This window comes from Mitsuaria sp. GD03876 (assembly GCF_029840635.1).
Taxonomy (GTDB): domain Bacteria; phylum Pseudomonadota; class Gammaproteobacteria; order Burkholderiales; family Burkholderiaceae_C; genus Roseateles.
Window position 1 is genome coordinate 54,876 of the sequence record NZ_JAOCCU010000026.1, and the last position, 23,565, is coordinate 78,440.

General features: G+C 71.4%; 18 protein-coding genes and 2 tRNA genes. 11 read left to right on the forward strand and 9 right to left on the reverse strand.

The genetic code is table 11. From position 1 onward, the window contains the following. Nucleotides 1–88: 88 nt before the first annotated feature. The 4 genes from serB to mfd all read right to left on the reverse strand — a co-directional run bounded on the left by serB (nt 89) and on the right by mfd (nt 5,538). Nucleotides 89–823 carry a phosphoserine phosphatase SerB gene (gene serB / locus N5D62_RS17075; protein WP_279759061.1) on the reverse strand — a complete coding sequence of 245 codons (735 nt, stop codon included), beginning with the start codon at nt 821–823 and terminating at the stop codon, nt 89–91. A 135-nt stretch (nt 824–958) separates the two neighbouring features. Further along, a complete protein-coding gene (locus tag N5D62_RS17080; RefSeq protein WP_279759062.1) occupies nt 959–1,522 on the reverse strand; it encodes a PIN domain-containing protein in 564 nt (187 codons plus the stop codon). Next, nucleotides 1,509–1,937 carry a hypothetical protein gene (locus N5D62_RS17085; protein WP_279759063.1) on the reverse strand — a complete coding sequence of 143 codons (429 nt, stop codon included), beginning with the start codon at nt 1,935–1,937 and terminating at the stop codon, nt 1,509–1,511. The genes N5D62_RS17080 and N5D62_RS17085 overlap by 14 nt, the downstream gene beginning before the upstream one ends. A 133-nt stretch (nt 1,938–2,070) precedes the next feature. Further along, on the reverse strand, nt 2,071–5,538 hold the full coding sequence (gene mfd / locus N5D62_RS17090; RefSeq protein ID WP_279759064.1) for a transcription-repair coupling factor: 3,468 nt from the start codon (nt 5,536–5,538) through the stop codon (nt 2,071–2,073). Between the two features lie 248 nt (nt 5,539–5,786). On the opposite strand from mfd, the gene N5D62_RS17095 reads away from it, so the two are divergent. The 3 genes from N5D62_RS17095 (at nt 5,787) to N5D62_RS17105 (ending at nt 10,889) form a co-directional block, all read left to right on the forward strand. Beyond that, nucleotides 5,787–8,579: a filamentous hemagglutinin N-terminal domain-containing protein gene (locus tag N5D62_RS17095; RefSeq protein ID WP_279759065.1), complete on the forward strand. Its 2,793-nt coding sequence runs from the start codon at nt 5,787–5,789 to the stop codon at nt 8,577–8,579. 136 nt (nt 8,580–8,715) lie between these two features. Then, a complete protein-coding gene (locus tag N5D62_RS17100) occupies nt 8,716–10,386 on the forward strand; it encodes a ShlB/FhaC/HecB family hemolysin secretion/activation protein (RefSeq protein WP_279759066.1) in 1,671 nt (556 codons plus the stop codon). A 59-nt stretch (nt 10,387–10,445) separates the two neighbouring features. Further along, on the forward strand, nt 10,446–10,889 hold the full coding sequence (locus tag N5D62_RS17105; protein WP_279759067.1) for a hypothetical protein: 444 nt from the start codon (nt 10,446–10,448) through the stop codon (nt 10,887–10,889). Nucleotides 10,890–10,913: 24 nt separating this feature from the next. On the opposite strand, the gene N5D62_RS17110 is transcribed toward N5D62_RS17105, so the two are convergent. Next, nucleotides 10,914–11,966 carry an RNA methyltransferase gene (locus tag N5D62_RS17110; protein WP_279759085.1) on the reverse strand — a complete coding sequence of 351 codons (1,053 nt, stop codon included), beginning with the start codon at nt 11,964–11,966 and terminating at the stop codon, nt 10,914–10,916. 46 nt (nt 11,967–12,012) lie between these two features. On the opposite strand from N5D62_RS17110, the gene ispD reads away from it, so the two are divergent. The 3 genes from ispD to ispF are packed head-to-tail and all read left to right on the forward strand — an operon-like array spanning nt 12,013 to nt 14,046. Then, nucleotides 12,013–12,738 (forward strand): 2-C-methyl-D-erythritol 4-phosphate cytidylyltransferase, encoded by a 726-nt coding sequence (ispD, locus tag N5D62_RS17115; protein WP_279759068.1) that lies wholly within the window; start codon nt 12,013–12,015, stop codon nt 12,736–12,738. Then, complete coding sequence (gene map, locus N5D62_RS17120; protein ID WP_279759069.1) at nt 12,735–13,490, forward strand: type I methionyl aminopeptidase; 756 nt, start codon at nt 12,735–12,737, stop codon at nt 13,488–13,490. Before ispD ends, map begins: the two co-directional genes overlap by 4 nt. A 58-nt stretch (nt 13,491–13,548) precedes the next feature. Then, nucleotides 13,549–14,046 (forward strand): 2-C-methyl-D-erythritol 2,4-cyclodiphosphate synthase, encoded by a 498-nt coding sequence (gene ispF, locus N5D62_RS17125; RefSeq protein ID WP_279759070.1) that lies wholly within the window; start codon nt 13,549–13,551, stop codon nt 14,044–14,046. Nucleotides 14,047–14,143: 97 nt separating this feature from the next. Here the strand turns inward: ispF and N5D62_RS17130 are convergent, their stop codons facing one another. Together N5D62_RS17130 and ompR are read right to left on the reverse strand one after the other, a co-directional pair. Continuing rightward, nucleotides 14,144–15,469, reverse strand: a complete 1,326-nt coding sequence (locus N5D62_RS17130; RefSeq protein WP_279759071.1) for an ATP-binding protein — start codon at nt 15,467–15,469, stop codon at nt 14,144–14,146. A 4-nt stretch (nt 15,470–15,473) separates the two neighbouring features. Beyond that, complete coding sequence (gene ompR / locus N5D62_RS17135) at nt 15,474–16,202, reverse strand: two-component system response regulator OmpR (RefSeq protein WP_279759072.1); 729 nt, start codon at nt 16,200–16,202, stop codon at nt 15,474–15,476. A 243-nt stretch (nt 16,203–16,445) separates the two neighbouring features. Here ompR and N5D62_RS17140 point away from each other — a divergent pair, with 243 nt between their 5' ends. Beyond that, entirely contained in the window at nt 16,446–17,183 is a 738-nt protein-coding gene (locus tag N5D62_RS17140; protein ID WP_279759073.1) for an SIMPL domain-containing protein, read from the forward strand. A 126-nt stretch (nt 17,184–17,309) separates the two neighbouring features. On the opposite strand, the gene N5D62_RS17145 is transcribed toward N5D62_RS17140, so the two are convergent. Continuing rightward, entirely contained in the window at nt 17,310–18,080 is a 771-nt protein-coding gene (locus N5D62_RS17145; protein ID WP_279759074.1) for a 3-hydroxybutyrate dehydrogenase, read from the reverse strand. A 48-nt stretch (nt 18,081–18,128) separates the two neighbouring features. Between N5D62_RS17145 and N5D62_RS17150 the strand changes: the two genes are divergently transcribed. The 4 genes from N5D62_RS17150 to N5D62_RS17165 all read left to right on the forward strand — a co-directional run bounded on the left by N5D62_RS17150 (nt 18,129) and on the right by N5D62_RS17165 (nt 21,691). Further along, a complete protein-coding gene (locus tag N5D62_RS17150) occupies nt 18,129–18,995 on the forward strand; it encodes an alpha/beta hydrolase (RefSeq protein ID WP_279759075.1) in 867 nt (288 codons plus the stop codon). 48 nt (nt 18,996–19,043) lie between these two features. Next, a complete protein-coding gene (locus N5D62_RS17155) occupies nt 19,044–21,317 on the forward strand; it encodes a bifunctional (p)ppGpp synthetase/guanosine-3',5'-bis(diphosphate) 3'-pyrophosphohydrolase (RefSeq protein ID WP_279759076.1) in 2,274 nt (757 codons plus the stop codon). Nucleotides 21,318–21,434: 117 nt separating this feature from the next. Further along, nucleotides 21,435–21,511, forward strand: a tRNA-Val gene (locus N5D62_RS17160). A 103-nt stretch (nt 21,512–21,614) separates the two neighbouring features. Beyond that, a tRNA-Val gene (locus N5D62_RS17165) sits at nt 21,615–21,691 on the forward strand. A gap of 94 nt (nt 21,692–21,785) precedes the next feature. Here N5D62_RS17165 and N5D62_RS17170 read toward each other — a convergent pair. Next, complete coding sequence (locus N5D62_RS17170) at nt 21,786–23,558, reverse strand: DUF885 domain-containing protein (RefSeq protein WP_279759077.1); 1,773 nt, start codon at nt 23,556–23,558, stop codon at nt 21,786–21,788. Nucleotides 23,559–23,565: the final 7 nt, after the last annotated feature.

The window sequence follows — 23,565 nt, forward strand, 5'->3', positions numbered from 1 at the left end:
GCGCCAAAACCCCGCGCCATGCCGTCCCCGGCCAGCGCCGTGCGTCCCCGGTTCGGGACCGGGGCTGGCGAAGGTCGAGCGAAGCGTGTCAGCGAAGGACGTCGAGCAGCCGGTCCAGCCCGCCGTCGTTGATGGCGACCATCGCCTGCGCGCGGACCTTGGGCTTGGCGTGGTACGCGACCGACAGGCCGGCCGCGCCCATCATGGGCAGGTCGTTCGCGCCGTCGCCGACGGCGATGCACTGCGCGGGCGTGGCGCCGACGCGGTCGGCGCAGGCCAGCATCATGCGGCGCTTCTCCTCGCCGTCGCAGATGTCGCCCCAGTCCTGCATCACCAGGCCGCCGGTGAGCCGGCCGTCGACGATCTCCAGCTCGTTGCTGCGCACGAAGTCCATGCCGAGCTCGGCCGCGACGAAACGCGTGAAGTAGGTGAAGCCGCCCGAGACCAGCACCAGCGTCAGGCCGGCGGACTTCAGCGCGGCGCAGAGCTCGCGCGCGCCGGGATTGAACCGCAGCCGCTCGCGCAGGACCTGCGCCAGCGCGTCCTCGCCGACGCCTTGAAGCAGCGCGAGCCGGCGGCGCAGGCTGTCCTTGAAATCGGTGATCTCGCCGCGCATCGCGGCCTCGGTGATCGCGGCGACCTCGTCCTTGCGGCCCGCGGCGGCGGCGATCTCGTCGATGCACTCGATCGTGATCAGCGTCGAGTCCATGTCGAAGGCGGCCAGCTTGAAGTCGGCGAGCGACAGGGGGGCGGTGAGGCCTTGCAGGACGAGGGGCGAGGGGGCAGGCGAGGACACGGGCGACGAGGACGAGGTGGTGGTCATGCGTTCGGATCGGCGACGGGCTTGAAGGCGGGGTCCCGGCGGCCAGGACCTGGAAGGCGGAAGGTCCCCGCCGACGATCCGGACGATCGGCCGGCGGGGACGGGCGGGAGCTTAGCGCACTCGCCCGGGCGGGCATCAACGCGCATGGGCCGTGGCGTAACGGGCGGCCGGCGAGCACGTCATCCAGCCTGCTGGCGGCCGGGGCAGGTCCGACGACAGGTACACCGCGGCGGGTTCGGCCACGCCAGAAGCGCGTCGACGGTGAACGACCTCGGGAACGTTCCAGGTCTCCAGCCGCAGACCCTCGATGTGGGACATCGCCTTGTCGTCGCTGATCAGCGTGGCGTCGAGGGCCATCGCGTGAGCGGCGATGGCCATGTCGAGCTTTCCCGGACCTCGGCCGATGCGCTCCACCTGGGTCCTGATGCACGCGTAGAGATCGGAGAACCACAGGTCGTCGTTGAGGTACTCGACCTGGACGCGGCGCATCAATTCCCGCAGGCGCAACTCCTTGCGCGGGGAGCGCGTCTTCTCGAGGCCGTAGAAGATTTCGGCCTGCACCACCACGCTGATGGCGATCCGGCCTTGGAGCGCGGCGAACCGCTCGTCGCAGTAGCGGCGGCTCGCCTTGTCCGGCGGGTCCATCAGGCAGCTGACGATGTTCGTGTCGAGCATGTAGAGCGGTTCAGCGCGACGCATGGCTGGCCTCCCAGGCTTCGAAGCGGACCCGCCGGATGCGATCCTCTTCCGGCCCGTCGCCCCAGTCGTCGAGTCCCAGTACCCGGCATCGCACCGCCTTGCCGTAGTTCTCCGGCAGGTAGGGGCAGGTCTCGCAGCCCTCGCGCGCATGCACTTCCAGGCGATCGATCCGCCGGCCTTCGCGCAGCAGCAGGCTGAGAGGATCCTGCCCGACGTCGAGGTAATCGGGCGGCAGGTGCTGGCACGCCAGGCAGGTCCTCGCGTACTCGCGCCCCCGGTACTTGCCTGCGATGTCGGCGTCGCGCGCGGCCTCCCAGGCGTCGTCTTCCGCTTGTTCCCGTGCCAGGCGGGCCGCCATCGCCTCGATCGACTCGGGCGGTTGGATCGCGTGGGGCACTGACAGGTGCTGATGCATCGGCATCTCCCGTGGTTGAGAAGCCCAGCAGTCTAGGAAGCGGTTCGGCCGGGGTCACTGACCCGGACTCGTGGCGATGCGCGACGCCTGCCAGCAGTTCGAGTGAGCGCTGCCCCATGCAGCGCCATGCAGCTCAATGCGAGGTGACCGGCGCGCCGAGCAGCCGCAGCACTTCCCGCACCGCCTGCGCCCGGTCCTTGGGATCGCTGAGCGCCTTGTCGATGCGCAGCTTCTCGTTGCCCACCAGCTTGATGTTGCGGTTCTTCTGCACCAGCTCGATCACCCGCATCGGATCGATCGGCGGGTTGGGCCGGAAGTTGATGTTGATGACCGTCGGCGCCGCGTCGATCTTCATCACGCCGTAGGGCTTGGCCAGCACCCGCAGCCGGTGCGTGTCGAACAGCGTCTGCCCCTGCGCCGGCAGCTTGCCGAAGCGGTCGGTGATCTCCTCGAGCATCGCGTCGATCTGTTCGGCCCGGTCCGCCGTGGCCAGCCGCTTGTACAGCGACAGCCGCTGGTGCACGTCGCCGCAGTAGGCGTCGGGCAGCAGCGCGGGCGCGTGCAGGTTGATCTCGGTCGTCGCCGACAGCGGGCTGAGCAGGTCCGGCTCGCGCCCGGCCTTGAGCGAGCGCACCGCCTCGGACAGCATCTCGTTGTAGAGCTGGAAACCGACCTCCATCATGTTGCCGCTCTGGTGCTCGCCCAGCACCTCGCCGGCGCCGCGGATCTCCAGGTCGTGCATCGCCAGGTAGAAGCCCGAGCCCAGCTCCTCCATCGCCTGGATCGCCTCCAGGCGCTGCGCGGCCTGCTTGGTCAGGCCCTCGACGTCCGGCACCATCAGGTAGGCATAGGCCTGGTGATGCGAACGCCCGACGCGCCCGCGCAGCTGGTGCAGCTGCGCCAGGCCGAACTTGTCGGCGCGGCTGATGACGATGGTGTTGGCCGACGGGACGTCGATGCCGGTCTCGATGATGGTCGAGCACAGCAGCAGGTTGTGCTTGCCGCCGACGAACTCGCGCATCACCCGCTCCAGCTCGCGTTCGGGCATCTGGCCGTGGGCGACGACGATGCGGGCCTCCGGCAGCAGTTCCTGCAGCTTCATGCGCCGGTTCTCGATCGTCTCCACCTCGTTGTGCAGGAAGTAGACCTGGCCGCCGCGCTTGAGCTCGCGCAGCACCGCCTCGCGGATCGTGCCGCTGGTCTCGCTGCGCACGAAGGTCTTGATCGCCAGCCGGCGCTGCGGCGCGGTGGCGATGACGCTCAGGTCGCGCAACCCCTCCAGCGCCATACCCAGCGTGCGCGGGATCGGCGTGGCGGTCAGCGTCAGCACGTCGACCTCGGCGCGCATGGCCTTCATCGCCTCCTTGTGGCGCACGCCGAAGCGGTGTTCCTCGTCGATGACGAGCAGCCCCAGGCGCTTGAACTTCACCTCGGCGGAGAGCAGCTTGTGCGTGCCGATGACGATGTCGATCGAGCCGTCGGCCAGGCCCTCCATCGCCGCCTTGATCTCCTTGGCGGAGCGGAAGCGGCTCATCTCGGCGACCTTGACCGGCCACTTGCCGAAGCGGTCGGCGATGTTCTGGAAATGCTGCTCGGCCAGCAGCGTCGTCGGCGCCAGCAGCGCGACCTGCTTGCCGCCCATCACCGCGACGAAGGCGGCGCGCAGCGCCACCTCGGTCTTGCCGAAGCCCACGTCGCCGCAGACCAGCCGGTCCATCGGCTTCGGGCTGATCATGTCCTGGATGACGGCATGGATCGCGGCGCGCTGGTCGGGGGTCTCCTCGAAGCCGAAGCTCGCGGCGAAGGCCTCGTAGTCGTGCGGCGAGTAGCGGAAGGCGTGGCCCTCGCGCGCCGCGCGGCGGGCGTACAGGTTCAGCAGTTCGGCGGCGGTGTCGCGCACCTGCTCGGCGGCCTTGCGCTTGGCCTTGTCCCACTGGGCCGAACCCAGCTTGTGCAGCGGCGCCTCCTCCGCGCTGACGCCGGTGTAGCGGCTGATCAGGTGCAGCTGCGCCACCGGCACGTACAGCGTGGCCTTGTCGGCGTACTCCAGGTGCAGGAACTCGCTGGGGCCGTCGCCCAGGTCGATGTTGATCAGCCCCAGGTAGCGACCGATGCCGTGGTTGGTGTGCACCACCGGGTCGCCGACCTTCAGCTCGGACAGGTCCTTGATCAGCGCGTTGACGTCGCTGACCTGTTCCTGCTTGCGGCGCCGGCGCGTCGTCGGCGTCGTGGCGAACAGCTCGGTCTCGGTGAGCAGCTGGATCTGGCGGCCCTCGTCGGGCTCGTTCCAGAAGAAGCCCGCCGCCAGCGGCGCGGCGGTGATCGCGAAGCGTTCGTCCGGGTTGGCCTCGAACTCCGCGAGGTCCTTCACCGAGGGCGGATCGATCTTGTTGTCGCGCAGCAGCTCGAGCAGGCTTTCGCGCCGGCCCTCGCTCTCGGCCAGCAGCAGCACGCGGAAGGCCGTGTCCTTCAGGTGCGCGGCCAGCCGCGCCAGCGGTTCCTGCGCGCCGCGCTCGACGCTGACGTCGGGCAGCGGGCGGGCGTAGTCGACCGCGTCACGTCCGCGCACCGACAGCACCGCGTGGCGGTGCGTCGCGGTGAAGAAGTCCTCGGGCCGCAGGAAGATCGCCTCGGGCGGCAGGATCGGCCGGTCCGGGTCGTGCTGCAGGAAGCGGTGGCGCTCGCGGGTGTCGGTCCAGAAGCGCTGCAGCGCCTCGTCGACCTCGCCGTGCAGCGCCAGGCCCGCCTCGGCCGGCAGGTAGTCGAAGACGCTGGCGATCTCGTCGAAGAACAGCGGCAGGTAGTACTCGATGCCGGCGGTGGCCAGGCCGGTGTCGATGTCCTTGTACAGGCGCGACCGGGTCGGGTCGCCGTCCATCTTCTCGCGCCAGCGTGCGCGGAAGGCCTTGCGCGAGGCCTCATCCATCGGGAACTCGCGGCCCGGCAGCAGGCGGACCTCGGGCACCGGGTACAGCGAGCGCTGCGAGTCCGGGTCGAACACGCGGATCGAATCCACCTCGTCGCCGAACAGGTCCACGCGGTAGGGCACCGGCGAGCCCATCGGGAAGAGGTCGATCAGGCCGCCGCGCACCGCGTACTCGCCGGGCGAGACCACCTGGCTGACATGCTGGTAGCCGCCCAGCGTCAGTTGGCGCTTCAGGCCGGCCTCGTCCAGGCGCTGCTTCTGGCGGAAGTTGAAGGTCGTGGCGGCGAGGAAGGACGGCGGGGCCAGCCGCGTCAGCGCGGTGGTGGCCGGCAGCAGCACGACGTCCAGGTCGCGTTCGGCCGCCGGTTTCCCGTTGGCCTGCAGCAGCCGCCACAGCGTGGCCAGGCGTTCGGAGATCAGGTCCTGGTGCGGGCTGAAGCTGTCGTAGGGCAGGGTTTCCCAGTCGGGGAAGACGGCCACGCGCAGCTCGGGCGCGAAGAACTTGAGTTCGTCCTCCAGGCGCTGGGTGTCGCCAGGCTCGGCGGTCACGATCAGCGTGAGGCGGCCGGCGTCGAGCTGCTGGCGCGCGAAGCGGGCGAGCAACAGCGCATCGGCGGAGCCGGTGGGGCGGGGCAGGGTGAAGCGTTTGCCGGGGAGGATCGTGGACAGCTGCATGGCGCACAAATGAGGACAGCCCCGGGAGGGGCTTGCCGGGAATTGTAGGGAGGCGGCGGCGACAGGCCGTGACAGGAGCGACAAGGCGGCAGTCGGCGTACCCGCCGCGCGGTTCCTGGTGCATCCCGGCGGCGGGTGGACGCGGGCGGGGGATCGGACGGCGCGCGGCCACCCACGGCGGTCATTGGTGCGGGGGTCGGGCGCTTCGAAGAATGACGGCTGGTTTGACAACATACGGAGCCCGCCTCATGTCCCTCGTCCCTGTTCCCCTGCGAGGCCTCGCCGCCGCGGCGTTGCTGGCCTGCCTGCCGGCCGGCGCGCGGGCCCAGTCCGCCGTTCCGGTTCTCGCGCCGCTGGCCCTGCCCGAGGGCGCCATGCCGCACGGCGCCGACGTGAGGCCGGACGGCGCCGGCCGGTTGCGCATCGTGCAGTCGGCCGAACGCGCCGCGATCGAGTGGCGCCGATTCGACATCGGCCAGGGCGCCGCGGTGCTTGTCGACCAGCAGGCGCCGCACTGGGTCCTGGTGAACCGGGTGACCGGCGGGGCGCCGAGCCAGCTGCACGGCGGACTCCAGGCCAAGGGCCAGGTGTTCCTGCTCAACGAGCAGGGCGTGACCATCGGCTCGGGCGCGCGGATCGAGGTCGGTGGACTGGCGGTGTCGACCCTCCGGCAGACGGACGGCTGGCAGCGGCTGGATGCGCAGGCGCTCGCGGCGCAGCGCGGCGACGGCGGCGCGATCCGGCATGGCGGCACGATCCGGGTGGCCGAGGGCGGCGTGGCGGTCTTCAACGGCGCCGAGGTCGCGCTGAACGGCAGCGTCACCCTGCCCGGCGGGCACCTGCTCGCGCACGGCGGGAAGGTCGCCGTGGGCCCGGAGGCGCGCGTGGACGCCGCGGCGACCGGCGTGACGCGCGCCGGATCGATCTCGATCAGCGCCAAGGGCGACCTGAGCAGCGCCGGCGTGCTGATCGCCGCCGCCGAGAAGGCCCATGGCGGAAAGATCCGTTTGAGCGCGGGCCACGTGACCCTGGCGGGACAGCTCGCCGCCGACAGCGAGCGTCGAGACGGCGGCGAGCTGCACGTGGAGGGCCTCCGGGGCGTGAAGGGCGGCGCCACGATGCATGCCAGCGGCGGACGCTCGGGCGGAAGCATCGAGATCGCCGCGGGCACCGGGGCGCTGACCGCGAAGGGCCGCGCGTTCAAGGCGGAGGGCAAGGAAGGTCGAGGCGGGACGATCGCGCTGCGGGGCTCGACCCTGGACTTGAAGGACATCACCGTGAACGCCAACGGGGCGACCGCCGGCGGCTCGGTGAGCCTGCGCGCCGACAGCGCGGCCCTGGCGGCGCCGTTGCGCGTATGGAAACGCAGCGAGATCGTCGCGAACGCGACGGTCTCCGGCCCGGGTGGACAGGTGTCCTTCATCTCGGCGGGCGCGATCGGGACGGACGCGAACACCCAGCTGCGTGTCAAGGGCGCCGGGCCCGCCGGCGTGCCGGGCACGCTGAGCCTGCTCGCCAAGGCCGGTTCGCGGCCGATGCCGTTCATGGATTTCGGCGCCGGCCGCGGCGGCACCTTGCAGCTTGGCGCCAGGAACTGGGAGATCGACGTCGATCCGAAGCGGCGCAGCGACCTCCCTCCCGATGCGGACAGCGCGCCCGCCCGCGTGTCGGGCGCGGACCTGTCGGGGTGGCTGGACGCGGGGCGGACGGTCGAGCTGCGGGCCACGGGGCGCATCGAGGTGAAGCAGCACATCACCACCCAGGCGATGGATGCCGGCGCGCTGACGCTGAACGCCAGCGACATCACGCTGCGCAGCCCCATCGCGCGGGCGGCCGGCGATGTCCGGCTGGTCCTGACGTCGACGGGGGAACCGGGCGGGATCACGATGACGGACGGCGTGCCCATCGATGCGCCGACATCGCGGGTGTCGTTCGAGACGTCGCCGCCCAACCCGGACGGGAGCCACCCGGACGACGGGAAGCTGACGCTGGGCGTGGTGCGCGCGGCGCAGCTGCATGTCGACGTCAAGAATGCCGGCGTGAACGTCGTCGTCGCGGACAAGACCTACGACGGCACCACCGCGGCCACCGTGTCGTCGGGCAGCCTGGTGGGCATCGAGCTGCTGCCGACGAGCAACCTGCGGGCGCAGGTCGTGGCGGAGTTCGTCGACAAGCAGGCGGGGGACGACAAGGTGGCGATCGCCAGCGCGTGGCTGTGGGGCTTCAATGGCGAACGGCGCATCAAGCTGCCGTTCAGCGAGATCAGGACCAACGCGGGCGACACGGGGACGCGGATCTCCAGGAGCTGGGAGACCGTGGCGACGATCCATCCGCTGCGGGTGCCGGTGACCGGCGTGGCGCCGACGAAGACCTACGACGGCACGCGCGCGGCGCGGGTCGACCTGACGGTCGTTCCCCTGCCGGGCGACGAGGTGGTCGTCACCCATGGCGGCGCCGAGTTCGACAACGCGCTTCCCGGCGAGGGCAAGACGGTGACGGTGCGCGGCCTGCGCGTGGCCGGGCGGGACGGCGGCAACTACGCGACGCCGGACCTCCTGACGCTCGCCGGCAGCATCGAGGGCAAGGTCATCGACCCGGTGCGCCCGGTCGTCGAGCCGGTGACGCCGGTGATCGATCCCGTGACGCCGGTGATCGAGCCGGTGAGGCCTGTGATCGATCCGGTGATGCCGGTGATCGAGCCGGTGAGGCCCGTGGTGGATCCCGTGATGCCCGTGATCGATCCGGTGAGGCCAGTGGTCGATCCCGTGACGCCGGCGATTGCTCCGGTCACCCCTGTCGTCGATCGCGTGGCGCCGACGGTCCATCCGGCGGAGCCGGCGTGGCGACGGAACGGGTGGCCCGGCCCGTCGGGGGGCGCCTGCGGGCCCGCGCCGGACGACGAGGACATGGCGCCTCGCTCGTGCGACATGCGCGGGTTCGAGCGCTCCGCGCTGTCCCCCGAGGCACCGCTGGTGACCGGCGATGTGCGCCGTGCTCCCGATCGGCAAGACCTGTCCCCGAACCGCCGCCGGGGTTCCTGACGGCAAGCGGTGCCATCGCGACCTGGATCGAGGGTCGCGGCGGCATCGCACCGCATTGCCGGCCATTGGCCGCCCGGCCCTGGCTCCAAAGAATGCCGGCCTTGGCGCGCTTCCTCTCACTGATCCTCTAAAAGACATGCCTCGATTCCCTTCTCGTCCGCAAGGCCGGACGCTGACTTCCCGTGCCGTGGCCGGCCTGTTGCTGAGCGCCTCGCCGGCCTGGGCCGAGGCCTCGCCGGACACCGATGCCCGGACCGCCCATGCCGACACTTCGCACGCCGACGACTCCCACGCCGGCGCCTCGCGCGTCGATGCCCGGCCGCTTCGCCTGATGCCGTCCGCCGCGCCGGCACCCACGCGGCTGCGCGTGCATGGCGTGACGGTCCTCGACGCGGAGGACCTGGCGCGGCGCTGGGAGACCCGGCTCGACGGGGATGCCAGCACGGCGGCCGTCGACGCCGCGCTGCGCGGCATCGAGTCCGAGATCCGCGCGGCGGGCCGCCCGTTCGCGCGGGCCTATCTGCCTCCGCAGGACGGCGCCGCCGCCCCGCGCACCCTGCACGTGGCCGTCGCCGAGGGCCGGTACGGCCGCGTCGGATTGACCGGCGATGCCGCGCCGCGCGCCGGGCGATGGTTCGACGCGCTGCGCACCGGCGACCCGATCGACGACGTGTTCGAGCGCCAGCTGCGGCTCGTGTCGCAACTGCCGGGGGTCTCGGCGCGCGCGACGCTGAGCCCGGGCGAGGCCATCGGCGAAGGCGCGGTCGAGGTGGACGTCCACCAGGCGCGCCGCTGGCAGGCCGAGATCGAGGCCGACAACCACGGCAACCGCTACGCCGGCCGGCACCGTGCCCAGGCGACGGTCCACGCCAACGGGCTGCTGGTCTTCGGCGACCGGCTGTCGCTGTCGGCCGGCGGCAACGACGGCCGCGGCTGGCAGGGCGCGGCGGCCTACCGGCTGCCGGTGGGCGTGCGCGGCACGCGGCTGTCGCTGACCGGCGGGCACCACCAGTACGCGCTGGGCGGCGAGTTCAAGCCGCTGCAGGCGCGGGGCTGGGTGGACACGGCCGGCGCGTCGTTCTCGGTGCCGCTCGTGACGACGCCGACGACCAGCGTCGGCTGGCAGTTCGGGGTGGAGGGGCGGCGCATCGTCAACCGCCAGGACGCGGTCGAGCTGCGCGACCGGCGCCAGGCGGTGGCGGTGAAGACCGGCCTGAGCGGCGTGGTCCGCGGCGAGGGCTGGGTCGCCTGGGGCGGCGTGTCGGGCGAGGCCGCGACGTTGCGGCTGCTGGACGACGACGCGCGCCGGTTCGACGCCGCCAGCGCCCGGGTGGCCGGCGAGTCGCTGGTGCTGTCCTCGGAGCTGGCGCTGCTCAAGGGCTGGGGCGCCTGGTCGATGCTGCTGCGCGGCGCGAGCCAGCTGTCCGACCGCAACGTGGATGCGTCGCGCAAGTTCGTGCTCGGCGGCCCCGGCAGCGTGCGCGCCTGGCCGACGGGCGAGACCTCGGGCGACCAGGGCGCGCTGCTCCAGGGCGAGCTGCGTTACCGCGCGGGCGCGGCGGAGCCGTTCGCGTTCCTGGACGCGGGGCGGGTGAAGTTCCACCACAGCGCGTGGGAGGCCGCCGGGCGCAAGCACCCGGGCCGCGGGCTGGCCGGCGCCGGACTGGGGGTGCGCTGGCAGCACGGCGGCTGGCACGCCGAGGCGAGCGCGGCCTGGCGGCTGGCGCCGCAGACGCTGCGGCGATCGCTCGCGGACCCGCGCGCCAAGGCGCCGCAGGTGTGGGTGAGCCTGGGGTACGCGCTGTGAGGCGGCCCAGGGGTACGCCGATGGCGATGGCGATGGCGAGGGATGCCGAGGAGCGGGCGATGAGGACCGAGGACAGGACGATGCAGGCGCGCAGGGGCCGGCGCCTGAGGCGGCTGGCGGCGGCGATGGTGGCGGTGGGGCTGATCGCGCTGCCGGGCCTGGCCGGCGCGACGCAGCCGCGGGACCCCGCGACGCGGCATGGCCGGGCGGACGTCGCGATCGACGGCAAGACGATGACGATCGCCCAGGAGGGGCCGGTGGCGAAGGTCGACTGGACATCGTTCAGCATCGCCAAGGGGTTCGCGGTGGTCCCCGACCGCGGCAAGTCCCGCATGCCGCTGACCGCGCGCCTGGCCGTCGCCTGCGAGCAGGCCCGTGCCGCCGTCGATCGCAGGAACTGCGACGCCGAGTCGCGGATCGCGCCGCCCGCCCCGGGGACCGCGTCCGTGCCGCGGGATGGCGGCCTGCGGCTGCCGTCCGGCGCGATGGCGGCATCGCGCTGAAGCGGCATCGCGCCGGCGCGCGGTTCAGTCCGCCGGCGCGATCGGGATTGCGCGGCGGGCCTCGCGCATCGACGCCGGCGCGTCCAGGCTGCGCGCGCGCAGCTGTCCGCAGCCGCCATCGACGTCCTGCCCGGCCGAATCCCGCAGCTTCGTCAGCACGCCGCGCTCATGCAGCCGGCGCGCGATGTCGCGGGCCTTGTCCCACGCCGGGCGGCGATAGGGCAACTCGGGCACGCTGTTGTACGGAATCATGTTCAGCACGCCGTACTTGCCCTTGAGCAGCGCGACGATGCCGTCGAGCTCGTCCTCGCCGTCGTTGACGCCGTCCAGCAGCGTCCACTGGTACTGGATCGGATACCCGGTCTCGCGCGCGTAGCGCTCGCCGGCCTCGACGATCTCCGCCGGCGTGAGCCGTGGCGCGCGCGGCAGCAGTTCGCGCCGCAAGTCCGGCTTGGTCGTGTGCAGCGACAGCGCCAGCGCCGGCTTCACCGGCCCCTGGCCGAGCCGCTCGAACGCGCGCGGATCGCCGACGGTCGAGAACACCAGCTGCTTGTGGCCGATGTTGCCGGCCGTGCCCAGCAGCTCGATCGCCTCCAGCACCGCGTCCAGGTTGTGCGACGGCTCGCCCATGCCCATGAACACGACCTTCCTGACCGCGCGCTCGCGCCGCGCCAGCACGACCTGCGCCACGATCTCCGCGCTGGTGACCTGGCGCACCAGGCCGTCCTTGCCGGTCATGCAGAAGCGGCAACCCACCGCGCAGCCGATCTGGCTGGACACGCACAGCCCGTCGCGCGGCAGCAGCACGCTCTCGATGGTCTGGCCGTCGGTCAGGCCCACCAGCAGCCGCGCCGAGCCGTCCTCGCCGGGATGGCGCTCGACCAGCGTGGCCAGGCCGTGCAGCTCGTCCATCAGCGCCGGCAGCGCCTCGCGCACCGCCTGCGGCAGGTAGTGCTCGAGCTTGCGCTTGCCGTCGGTCAGCGGCCGGGCCTGGACCCAGTGGCGCAGCACGCGGCCGACGTGGGCCTCGTTGGCGCCGAGCGCGCGCAGGCGGTGGGAAATGTCGGAGAGGGCGATCACGGCGCGGATTTTCCCCGATCGCGCCTCCCTACAATCGCGCCCCATGAGTTCCTTCCCCATCGGCCTGGCCCCGCGCTGCTTCGCGCTGGTGCCCGCCGCGGGCGTCGGCAGCCGCTCCGGCGCCGACCGTCCCAAGCAGTACGTCCCGCTCGCCGGCCAGGCGCTGATCGCGCACACGCTGGCCGCGCTCGGCGCGGTGGCGCGGATCGAGGCCACGCTCGTGGTCCTGTCGCCCGAGGACGACCAGTTCGAATCCGCCGTGCCCGGCTTCGCCGGCGAGCGCGGCTGGATCGCCCGCTCCGGCGGCGCGACCCGCGCCGACTCCGTCGCCGCCGGGTTGCAGGCGCTGCGCGAGCGCGGCGTCCAGCCGCACGACTGGGTGCTGGTCCACGACGCCGCCCGCTGCCTGGTCCGCCCCGCGTGGATCGACGCGCTGATCGACGCCTGCGCCGACGACGAGGTCGGCGGGCTGCTCGCGCTGCCGGTGGCCGACACGCTCAAGGACGCGGCCACCGCCGACGGCGCCGCGCGCGTCGCCGCCACCGTCGACCGGCGCGGCAAGTGGGCCGCGCAGACGCCGCAGATGTTCCGCCTGGGCCTGCTGGCGCCGGCGCTGGCCGGGCCGCTGGACGGCATCACCGACGAGGCCAGCGCCGTCGAGGCGCTTGGCCATGCGCCCAGGCTGGTCGAAGCCTCCATGGAAAACTTCAAGGTCACCTATCCCGCCGACTTCGCGTTGGCCGAACGCCTGCTGAGGAACCGCGCATGACCATCGAATCCGACGACGACATCCAGGGCCTGAAGGCCGCCGGCGAGGCGGTGGCCACCGTGCTGCGACGCATGCTCGACGCGATCCGCCCGGGCATGACCACGCGCGAGCTCGACGAGATGGGCGCGCGCTGGCTCGACGAGTTCGGCGCCAAATCCGCGCCGCGCGTGATGTACGACTTCCCCGGCGCCACCTGCATCAGCATCAACGAGCAGGCCGCGCACGGCATCCCCGGCGACCGCGTGATCCACAAGGGCGACATCGTCAACGTGGACGTCTCGGCCGAGCTGGGCGGCTACTTCGCCGACACCGGCGGCACGCGCATCGTCCCGCCGACCACGCCGACCAAGACGCAACTGGTCTTCGCCGCGCAGTACGCGCTCGAGCAGGCGATGAAGGAAGTGAAGCCCGGCGCGCGGCTCAACCGCATCGGCCACGCGATCGAGCGCGTGGCCCGGGCGCACAAGTTCAAGATCATCGAGAACCTCTGCAGCCACGGCGTCGGCCGCTCGCTGCACGAGGAGCCCAAGACCATCCCCGGCTACTACGACCCCAACGACACGCGGATCCTGGAGGAGGGCATGGTCATCACCATCGAGCCCTTCCTGTCGACCAAGAGCCGCTGGGTCGACGAGGAGGCCGACGGCTGGACCCTGTCCGGCATGAAGGGCAACCTCTCGGCCCAGTTCGAGCACACGATGATCGTGACCCGCGGCGGCCCGCTGGTGGTCACGAACGCGCTGCCGAACTGAGGCGCCGCGTCGCCACCTCCGCAATCACCTCCGCTTCCGCGTTCACCGCGTCGATCCCATGGTTCTGAACTTCCGCATCGGCGAGGGCTGGGACACCCACCAGCTCGTCGCCGGCCGCCCGCTGATCCTCGGCGGCATCACCATCCCGCACACGCATGGGCTGCTCGGCCACTCGGACGCCGACGCGCTCGCGCACGCGATCACCGACGCGCTGCTCGGCGCCGCCGCGCTGGGCGACATCGGCAAGCTGTTCCCCGACACGGCGGCCGAGTTCAAGGGCGCCGACTCGATGGTGCTGCTGGCCGAGGCCTACCAGCGGGTGAAGGGACTGAACTGGGTGATCGGCAACATCGACACGACCATCGTCGCCCAGCAGCCCAAGATGGCGCCGCACATCCCGGCGATGCGCCAGCGGCTGGCGGAGGTGCTCGGCATCGATCCCGGGCAGATCAACGTGAAGGCCAAGACGGCCGAGAAGATGGGGCCGGTCGGCGAGCTCAAGGCCATCGAGGCCCGCGCCGTCTGTCTGCTCGTGCGGGGAGATTGGTCGGCCTGAGGCCGCCTGCCATCCGGGAGCGCGGCCCATCACAGGGCATGAGGGCTCCCTCCAGGACCCTCACGCCCTGTTCCGGGCCCGGGGAGGCTCGCTGTCTTCAGACGCTGGCGCGCTTCAGGCGCAGTTGCGCCACGAAGCCGCTGTCGTCGGCGTTGGCCAGGCGCAGTTGCGCGCCCAGGCGCTGGACCGACTTCTCGACGATTGCCAGGCCCAGGCCGGCGCCGGTCGCCGCCGTGCGGGCGCTGTCGCCGCGATAGAACGGCGTCGTCAGCTTGGCCAGCTTGTCCGGCGGCACGCCCGGCCCATGGTCCCGCACCGTCAGCAGCACCCAGGCGCTGTCGGCCTCGGCCGTGACGTCCACCCGCGCCGGCTCGTCGCCGTGATGGCCGTAGCGGCGCGCGTTCTCGAACAGGTTCAGCAGGATGCGGCCCAGCTCCGTCGGGTCGGTCCAGATCCGCAGCGCCGCGGACAGCCGCACGCTGATCTGGATCTGCTGCGGATCGCGGAACCCCTGCGCCTCGCGCTCGACCAGCTCGCGCAGGTTGAGCGCCTGCAACTGCAGCTCGCTCGGGCGCGCGTAGTCCATGAACTTGTTGATGATCGCGTCGAGCTGGTCAATGTCCTGCGCGATGTAGGTCCGCGCCTGCTCGTCGTTGACGCTCATCTCCGCTTCCAGCCGCAGCCGCGCCAGCGGCGTGCGCAGGTCGTGCGAGATGCCCGCCAGCATCACGCTGCGGTCCTCTTCCATCTTGGCCAGCTCGCGCGCCATCCGGTTGAAGCCCATGTTGACCTCCCGGATCTCGCTGGTCAGCGTGCTCTCGTCCAGGCGCGAGTCGTACTCGCCCTCGCGGATGCGGCTGGCGGCGATGGACAGCTCGCGCAGCGGCTGGTTGATCAGCCGCGCGATCGCCGCCGCGCCCAGCAGCGACGCGCCCAGCGCGATCGCGATCCACCACCAGTTGTTGGTCAGGTTGGCCTGCAGCGGCGCCGGGTTGGTCTGGAGCCAGAACTGGTCCGGCCCGACATCGAACCGCACCCACAGCCCCGGCACCCCGTTCAGCCCGCTGGCCAGCACCGTCTGCGGCCCCAGCCGCGAGACCAGCTCCTTGCGCAGCCGCTGCGCGAAGGGCGAGTTCTCGTAGGGCAGCCAGCGGTCGGTGGCTTCGGCCACCTCCACCGAGACCGCCTCGCTGCGCGCGATCGACTTCACCACGGCCACGCGGTTGATCGCGTCCGTGCTCGACAGCGCCACCCGCGACAGGTTCACCAGGCCGGCCAGCTGCTGGGCCGCCTCGAGCGCCTTGGGCTCGGCTTCCAGGGCCTTGAAGGTCTGCTGCCAGGCCAGCACGCCCGCCGCCAGCAGCAAGGCCAGCAGCGCGAAGGTGCGCCAGAACAGGTTCAGCGCCAGACGCGGCGGTGCCACGGACTCAGGCCGCCTCGTCCGGCACGAACACGTAGCCCACGCCCCAGACCGTCTGGATGAAGCGCGGCTGCGCCGGATCCTCTTCCAGCAGCTTGCGCAGGCGCGAGACCTGCACGTCCAGGCTGCGGTCGAAGGGCTCGAACTCGCGGCCGCGCGCCAGCATCGCCAGCTTGTCGCGCGACAGCGGCTGGCGCGGATGGCGCACCAGCGCCTTGAGCATCGAGAACTCGCCCGTGGTCAGCGGCACCGGCTCGCCGTTCTTGGCCAGACGGCGCAGCGCCAGGTCGAACTCGAACGGGCCGAACTGGACCGTCATCGGCTCCTTGGACGGCGCGCCCGGCGCTTCCGGCGGCGGACGGCGGCGCAGCACCGCGTTGATCCGGGCCAGCAGCTCGCGGGGGTTGAAGGGCTTGGCCAGGTAGTCGTCCGCGCCGACCTCCAGGCCGACGATGCGGTCGACTTCCTCGACCTTGGCCGTCAGCATGATGATCGGCGTGTTGTCGCCCGCGGCGCGCAGCCGGCGGCAGATCGACAGGCCGTCCTCGCCGGGCAGCATCAGGTCCAGCACGATCAGGTCGACCGTCTCCCGCGTCAGCTGCTTGTTCAGCGCCTTGCTGTCCTCGGCCAGGAGGACCTCGAAACCCTCCTGGGCCAGGTAGCGGCGCAGCAGGTCGCGGATGCGGGCGTCGTCGTCCACGACCAGGATGCGGTTGGGGCGGGTTGGGCTTTGCATGGCGGCCACTCCGGAATTTGTAACAGCGGCACTGTAAGGGCAGTTTTTCGGCCTGTTTGCGGGATGCAGCAGTCCTTACTGGATAGTTACATCTTTTGTAACAGGCCCTCGGACCGACCTCAAGTGATTAACAAATGACACACAAAGGGAGCACCGAAGGGCCCTCCGGCGGTCATCCGTGACGGAAGTCGCAGCCGTTATGCTCGTTCTCCCTTAGGACAACGCCAGGAAGGAGCCCTTTCCATGATCCGAATCTCCAAGAAGCTCGCCCGCACCCTGATCGCCGCCGGCGCGGTCGCCGCGGTGCCCGCGATGGCGCAGGCCGAGGCGGCCAAGACCGACGTGCTGTCGCTGAGCGCCTCGGCCACGACCGAGGTGGCGCGGGACCTGCTCCAGCTGCGCTTCTCCACCACCCGCGAGGGCAAGGAAGCCGGCGCCGTCCAGAACGAGCTCAAGCAGGCGCTGGACGCCGCGCTGGCCGAGGCGCGCAAGGTCGCCAAGCCGGGTCAGGTGGACCTGCAGGCCGGCAACCTGTCGGTGTACCCGCGCTACGGCCAGACCAAGTCCGGCGGCAGCGGCGCGCCGCAGATCACCGGCTGGCAGGGCAGCGTGGAACTGCTGGTGCAGGGCCGCGACATGGAGACGATCTCCAAGCTGAGCGGGCGCATCCAGACGCTGTCGATCGCCAACGTCAGCTACGGGCTGTCGCGCGAGGCCCGCGAGAAGGCCGAGGGCGAGGTGGTCTCCCAGGCGATCGCCAGCTACAAGGCCAAGGCGGCGCTGTACGCGCAGCAGTTCGGCTACGGCGGCTACCGGGTGGGCGAGGTCAGCGTCAACGCCGACCAGCCGATGCCGGTGATGGCCCCGCCGATGGCGCGCTTCAAGTCGATGGCCGCCAGCGCCGACGAGGCGCTGCCGGTCGAGTCCGGCAAGGCGACGGTGACGGTCAACGTCAGCGGCAGCGTCCTGATGACGCGCTGATCGGCCTCCCGTGCTGAATGAGGAACGCCCGGCTCGACCGGGCGTTTTTCATGGCGCGTGATCCGATCGGATCACCGGGCGGTCATCGTCCGCTCATCGATCGCTCATCGATCGCTCATCGATCGCTCACTGCGCGGTCCAGCCGCCGTCCATCGCCCAGGCCTGGCCGCGCACGTTGACCGCGGCGTCGGAGCACAGGAACACCGCCAGCGCGCCGAGTTCCTCCGGCGTCGTGAACTGCAGCGACGGCTGCTTCTCGGCCAGCAGCTGGCGCTTGGCCTCGGCGGGGTCGAGCTTCTCGTTGGCCGCGCGGGTGTCGATCTGCTTCTGCACCAGCGGGGTCAGCACCCAGCCCGGGCAGATCGCGTTGACGGTCACCGGCACGGTGGCGGTCTCCAGCGCCGCGGCCTTGGTCAGGCCGATTAGGCCGTGCTTGGCCGCCACGTAGGCCGACTTGCCGGCCGAGGCCACCAGCCCGTGCGTCGAGGCGATGTTGATGACGCGCCCCCAGTTCCTCTTCTTCATGCCGGGCAGCGCCAGGCGCATCGTGTGGAAGGCGGAACTGAGGTTGATCGCGATGATCGCGTCCCACTTGTCGGCGGGGAACTCGTCGACGTTGGCGACGAACTGGATGCCCGCGTTGTTCACGAGGATGTCGCAGCCGCCGAAGGCCTCGTCGATGTAGGCCATCATGGCCTCGATCTCGGCGGGCTTGCTCATGTCGGCGCCGTGATAACCGACCTTCACGCCCAGCGCCTCGACCTGCGCCTTGGGGCCCTCGTGGTCGCCGAAGCCGTTGAGCACGATGTTCGCGCCTTGCTCGGCCAGGGTCAGGGCAATCCCCAATCCGATGCCGCTGGTGGAGCCGGTGACCAGGGCCGTCTTTCCTTTCAACATGCCGCGTCCTCTTCAGGGTTGTTAGGATGGGTGCAAAGGATACGAGCGATGTCTGAACCCTTGTTGAAAAAAGTCCAGGCGCTGAGCCCGTGCGGCCTGCACCAGGTCGCGTATTGGGAGTGGGGACAGGCCGACAACCCGCGGGTGCTGGTCTGCGTGCACGGGCTGTCGCGCCAGGGCCGCGATTTCGACGTGCTGGCGCGCCGCCTGAGCGACCGTTTCCGCGTGATCTGCCCGGATGTCGTCGGCCGCGGCGAGTCCGATTGGCTGGGCGATCCTCGCAACTACCAGCTGCCGCAATACGTCTCGGACATGGTCACGCTGCTGGCGCGCGGCGGCGCGGCGCAGGTGGACTGGCTCGGCACCTCGATGGGCGGCCTGATCGGCCTGGCGCTGGCGGCGATGCCGGCCAGCCCGATCAAGCGGCTGATCCTCAACGACGTGGGACCGACGATCGAATTCGTCGCGCTGCAGCGCATCGCGAGCTACCTCGGGCGCGCGCCGCAGTTCGAGAACTGCCAGCAGGGCGCCGACTACCTGCGCGGCATCTCGCAGGGCTTCGGCCCGCACACCGACGAGCAGTGGCTGGCGCTGTCGCGGGCGATGTTCAAGCCCGACGGCGACCGCTGCCGGCTGCACTACGACCCGCGCATCGGCCAGGGCCTGGCCGGCCTGACGCCGGAGCTGGCCAAGGCCGGCGAGGCGCAGCTCTGGGCGGCCTACGACGCGGTGCGCTGCCCGACGCTGCTGCTGCGCGGCGGCGAGTCGGACCTGCTCACCCGCGCGACCGCCGAGCAGATGACGCAGCGCGGCCCGCGCGCCGAGCTGCACGAGTTTCCCGGTGTCGGCCACGCGCCGACGCTGGTGCAGGAGAACCAGATCCAGGTGGTCGAGCGATTCCTCGACCGCGGATGACGTCCCGACGGCCGAACGCGCCGCCGCGTGGACACGGATGAACGACGCATGAAGACGGAATCGGGGCTGCGGCAGGACCAGGCGGCGCCCATCGTGGCCCTGCTCGACGGGGACCTGCCCAGCCGATTGCCCGCGGCCCAGCCGCGTCCCGAGGAGACCGCCGACCCGGTGCGGCGCGCCCGCGCCTTCGCCGAGCCGCTGCTGGCCGGCCAGCTGCTGGGCACCGGCGAACCGGCGCTCGACCACGCCGACGGCGTGGCGGCGATCCTCGCCGGCGTCGGCGCGGCGCCGTCGATGCAGGCGGCCTCCTACCTGGTGTACGCCGGCGACTACCTGAACAAGCCCGAGGAGATCGTCGCCAAGGCCTTCGGCGAGAGCGACGCGAGCCTGGTCGCGCACACGCGGCGCCTGGTGCAGATCCAGCGCGCGGCGCGCGAGGCGCGCGTCGAGGAACAGCGCCGCCAGGAGCAGACCGAGCTGGTGCGCAAGATGCTGCTGGCGTTCTCGCGCGACCTGCGCGTCGTGCTGCTGCGGCTGGCGTCGCGGCTGCAGTCGCTGCGCTGGTACGCGGCGACGAAGACGCCGTGCCCGCGCGAGCTCGCGGCCGAGTCGCTGCAGGTCTTCGCGCCGCTGGCCAACCGGCTGGGCATCTGGCAGATCAAGTGGGAACTCGAGGACCTGGCCTTCCGCTTCCTCGAGCCCGAGCATTACCACCAGCTCGCCAAGGGCCTGCACGAGAAGCGCGTCGAGCGCGAGCAGTCGGTCGAGTCCGTGCGCGCGGCGCTGGAACGCGAGCTGCGCGCGCTGGGCATCGCGGCGCAGGTGCAGGGCCGGCCCAAGCACCTGTACAGCATCTGGAAGAAGATGCGCGGCAAGGGCCTGACGCTGGAACGCGTCTTCGACCTGCGCGCGATGCGCGTGGTCGTGCCGGAGGTGGCGGACTGCTACGCGGTGCTGGCCCGGCTGCACGAACTCTACAAGCCGGTCGACGGCGAGTTCGACGACTACATCGCCCGGCCCAAGCCCAACGGCTACCAGTCGCTGCACACGGTGGTGATCGCCGCGGACGGCCGGCCGATGGAGGTGCAGATCCGCACCCGCGCGATGCACGAGCACGCGGAGCACGGCGTCGCGGCGCACTGGGCCTACAAGGAAGCCGGCACGAAGGGCTACGCCGGCGTGAGCGCGGCGGGCGAATTCGAGGAACAGGTCGCGCAGGCGCGCAAGGCGGTGCTGCGCCAGCTGCTGGCGTGGGAGCGCGACTACGTCGCCGAGAGCGGCCCGGCCTTCGACGACCGCATCTACGTGTTCACGCCGCAGGCCAACGTGGTCGAGCTGTGCGCGGGCGCGACCGCGGTGGACTTCGCCTACGCGGTCCACACCGACCTGGGCCACCGCTGCCGCGGCGCGAAGGTCGACGGCCAGATGGTCCCGTTGAACACGCCGCTGCACAGCGGCCAGACGGTGGAGATCGTCGCGCTCAAGGAAGGCGGCCCGTCGCTGGACTGGCTCAACGCCGAGCTCGGCTACCTGCAGAGCCAGCGCAGCAAGGCCAAGGTGCGCGCGTACTTCAACGCGCAGGTGCAGTCGCAGACGATCGCCAAGGGCCGCGAACTGGTCGAGAAGCAGCTGCAGCGCGAAGGCAAGACGGCGGTGAAGCTCGAGGACCTCGCCGCGCGGCTGGGCTTCAAGAGCGCCGATGCGCTGTTCGAGGTCGTCGGCAAGGACGAGTACTCGCTGCGCAACATCGAGACGCTGCTGCGCCCGCCGGTGCCCGAGGCGGACGAGGACGAGCTGCTCGTCCAGCGGCACGTCAAGGGCACGGTCGGGGAAGGGCGCACGCCCAAGGGCGGCGTGCTGGTGGTGGGCGTGGACTCGCTGCTGACCAGCCTGGCGCGATGCTGCCGGCCCGCGCCGCCCGATCCGATCACCGGCTACGTGACGCGCGGCAAGGGCGTGGCCATCCACCGCGCCGATTGCGCCAACCTGCGCCAGATGGCGCAGTCGGCGCCGGAGCGGGTCATCGCGGTCGCCTGGGGCGAGCCCGCGCCGGACCGCGCGGGCAAGGGCGCGCTGTATCCGGTGGACCTGGTCGTCGAGGCGACCGACCGGCCGGGCCTGCTGCGCGACGTGCTGGAGCTGTTCGCCAAGGACAAGCTCAACGTGGTCTCGGTGAACCAGCAGAGCGGCAAGGGCAAGCCGGCGCGCAGCGACCTGTCGCGGATGAACTTCACCGTCGAGGTCAGCGACGCGCAGCGGCTGCAGCAGACGCTGGTGGCCTTGTCGCAGGTGAGCGGGGTGCGCAGCGCGCGGCGTCGTTGAAGGCGCTGCCCGGTTCGCCGGCCGGCGTGAGCGAATGGACCGACGTGCGTTTGCCGTGCTTTTTCTTGTGCGTTCCTGGACGGAGTCAAAAATCCGGCATATACTGCGAGGCTCTTCAGGCGCGTAGCTCAGTTGGTTAGAGCACCACCTTGACATGGTGGGGGTCGTTGGTTCGAATCCAATCGCGCCTACCAGATTTGGTAGGAAGGCCCTTCGGGGCACCTCGATGAATCGCCCGCTTCAACGGGCGATTTGTTTTACGGACCAGTGGATTGACCACCGCTGGCCGAGTATTTCAGGCGCGTAGCTCAGTTGGTTAGAGCACCACCTTGACATGGTGGGGGTCGTTGGTTCGAATCCAATCGCGCCTACCAGATTCCTCTGGGAAACAAGCACCTCGCGGCAACGCCAGGTGCTTTTTTCATGCCCGTGCGGCGAGCCCCGTTCCACGCGGGGCGTCGCCGAGGGTCAGGTCGAGCGGGCGTCCCGGGCCGGCGCGCGATTCGATTCGCGCTCTATCCACTGCGCGATCACCTCGCGCAGCACGTCCAGCGTCACCGGCCCCGCGGCCATCAGCGCGTCGTGGAAGCGGCGCAGGCTGAATCGGTCCCCCAGGCGCGCCGTCGCGTGGGCGCGCAGTTCCCGGAAGCGCTGGTTGCCCAGCTGGTAGCCGAGCGCCTGCGCCGGCATGCCGACGTAGCGGTCCACCTCCGCCTCCAGCGTCGGCAGCGGCATCGCCATGTGCCGCGCCATGTACTGCACCGCCTCGTCGCGCGACCAGCGCAGCAGGTGCAGCCCGGTGTCGACGACCAGCCGCACCGCGCGCCACATCTCCATCTCCAGGCGTCCGTAGCGCTTGGCCGGCGTGTCGTAGAGCCGCAGGTCCTCGCCGAGCGCCTCGCAGTACAGCGCCCAGCCCTCCAGGCAGGCCGAGTAGCGATACGCCCCATGCCGACGGAATTCGGGCAGCGCGGTCATCTCCTGCATCAGCGCCAGGTGCATCAGGTGGCCGGGCCATGCCTCGTGCAGCGCCAGCGGGATGTGCATGTAGGCGGGGCAGCGCTCCGGCAGCGAGGTGACCCAATGGATGCCGGCCGCAGAGCCGTCCGCCGGATTGGCCTGCGCATAGGCCGGCGGCATGCCGGCGGCGATGGCCTCGGGGATGCTCTGCACGCCGTAGCTCATCCGCGGCAGGCGGCCGAAGAACTCCGGCATCCGCGCGTCGATCCGCTTGGACAACACCTCGATCTGCTCGCGCAGCGCCTCGCCGCTGGGCGCGAATTGCGCCGGGTCCGCCTTCAGCGCGGCGACGAACGCGGCCAGCGTGTCATGGCCGGCCGCGCGCGCGACCTCGCTCATCGCCGCGGACAGCCGCGCCACCTCGGCCAGGCCGAAGGCGTGGACCTCGGCCGGGTCCGCGTCCAGCGTCGTGAACTCGCGGATGCGATGGCGGTAGAACTCCGCGCCCATCGGGTTGTCCAGGCACGAGGTGGCGTCCTGCGCGACATCGCCGAGCACGCCCTCGAGGAAGGCCGCGTAGCCGAGCAGCGCCGGCAGGACCTGGTCCGCGATCAGCGCCAGTCCCTCGCGCGCGGCCTCGTCGAAGCGGCCGTCCGCGGCGACGCGGCGGAAGGGCGAGAAGAACGGACTCTGCGCGGGATCGATCGCCGCGGCGCCGCGCACGGCCGCGAGCGCGCGCTCGAGGACGATGCGCGGCCAGCGGATGCCGCGCTCCACGCCATGACGCAGCGTCGCCTGCAGGCCGCCGAAGACCTCCGGGATGCGCCGCAGTCGCTGGTTGAAGCGGCGCGCGTCGTCCACGCCGGCGAAGGTGGCGGACTGCGCGTAGCCCTGCAGCGTGGCCTCCGGCCCGAGCGGATACAGCGACGGACGCAGGTGGGCCAGCGTCGCGACCTCGTCGACCATCAGGCGCAGCTCGCGCTCGAGCAGCGCGGCGCTGATCCGGCGCTCGGCGTCGAGCGCGTCGCGGTCGACGGCGAGCGCCTCGGCCAGCAGCGCGCCGGCGCGTTCGGCCCGGCGTTCGTGATCGGCCGGCGCGTCGCGGATCAGCAGCTCATGCGGCGAGGCCTCGCCCGCCAGCAGCGCGGCGATCGGGAACTCGTCGCACTGGAAGGCCCAATAGCGGCGGCAAAGATCGTCGAAGGAGGTGGAAGGCGTCGCCATCGTCGAGGACGTCGAGGACGCCGAGGGCGCCGAAGAGGTCGAGATCGTCGTGTTCATCGAGGAC